Annotated in this window: 1 protein-coding gene; it reads left to right on the plus strand. The window is 38.0% G+C overall.

What is annotated here, in order from left to right; genetic code table 11:
* Window positions 1-53 precede the first annotated feature (53 nt).
* A complete protein-coding gene (locus tag GFJ41_RS17730) occupies window positions 54-611 on the plus strand; it encodes a lipocalin/fatty acid-binding family protein (protein ID WP_170075971.1) in 558 nt (185 codons plus the stop codon).
* The last annotated feature ends 414 nt before the right edge of the window (window positions 612-1,025 follow it).

Genomic DNA, 1,025 nt, shown 5'->3' on the forward strand with positions numbered 1-1,025 from the left:
AAGGATCAGTGTACCAGGTCTAGTTGTGCATGACTTCTCTCTGAGGTAAAAGAATGAGTATTTCAACAGCAATAGGTGTACTCTATGCAGTGGCGCAGGTTCTAATGCCATGCTTTCCTCCAAAACCCTTGTCCAGTGAAGTCCTGTCTACCGACCGGTATTTAGGAACATGGTATTATGTTGGAGTGGCTTCATGGGATAATGAGGACATTGAAAGTTATAAATCAGTGGATAACTCAGTGGTTGAACTGAAGAAGGGTAAAGATAACACTCTGGTTATGGCTGGAGTATTGGAACAGGAAGGTAACTGTGTGAACATGGCCTGGACCTATCATGTTGACCCAGATATGGATCCCATTTTGACAGAGGGTCAGGAAAATCTTGGCGTGTTCTTGGACGGAAACTGGATGAAATGCCCCAACTGTATGATTATCGTCAAGCTTCATCCCAGCAAAGGCTTTTTAAGAATCATGTTGTTTGCACGTGACAAGGACACATCATCTGACTTGGTGAAAAAATTTGAGAAGAAATTGGAATGCTTTCATGTTATCGACAAGTTTGTAATAGCGCCACGGACAAAAGACTTCTGCAAACTGGAAGTAACTGAGTGAGCAGAGACTTCAGATTGTACAAAATGAAGATTCCCTCCAGGAGAACCTGAGCTGTCTACACTTAATTAGTTTGATCATTTTGAGTTGTCAGATATGCCTTTGTTCAAAAAAAGTATGATAATTTTAGTAAATTGGTAATGATTGTACTCAGAGATTTATATGCTTAATATGTACACTGTATGTAAACTGGTTTATAAGCTCATGTCAGGGCTACATTTGGCATTCTATCTCTGGATTAACCTTATTAGCTAATTAGAAGCATTATTTCATGTGGTAAATATATAAGGAAGATAACATCTTATGGCCCTCAAGGACACATTTTTTTTTTCCATTTGAATGAAAACTTTGTTTGATTGATGTTTTTGCTATAAATAGTCTCTGTGTACAATAAAATTAGATTCTGAAATTTCTCAC

This window comes from Paraclostridium dentum (assembly GCF_012922555.1).
Lineage (GTDB): Bacteria > Bacillota > Clostridia > Peptostreptococcales > Peptostreptococcaceae > Paraclostridium > Paraclostridium dentum.

What these genes read in the sequence shown, in the direction of transcription:
- GFJ41_RS17730 (WP_170075971.1), top strand. Translation starts at nt 54, where the DNA reads ATGAGTATTTCAACAGCAATAGGTGTACTCTATGCAGTGGCGCAGGTT.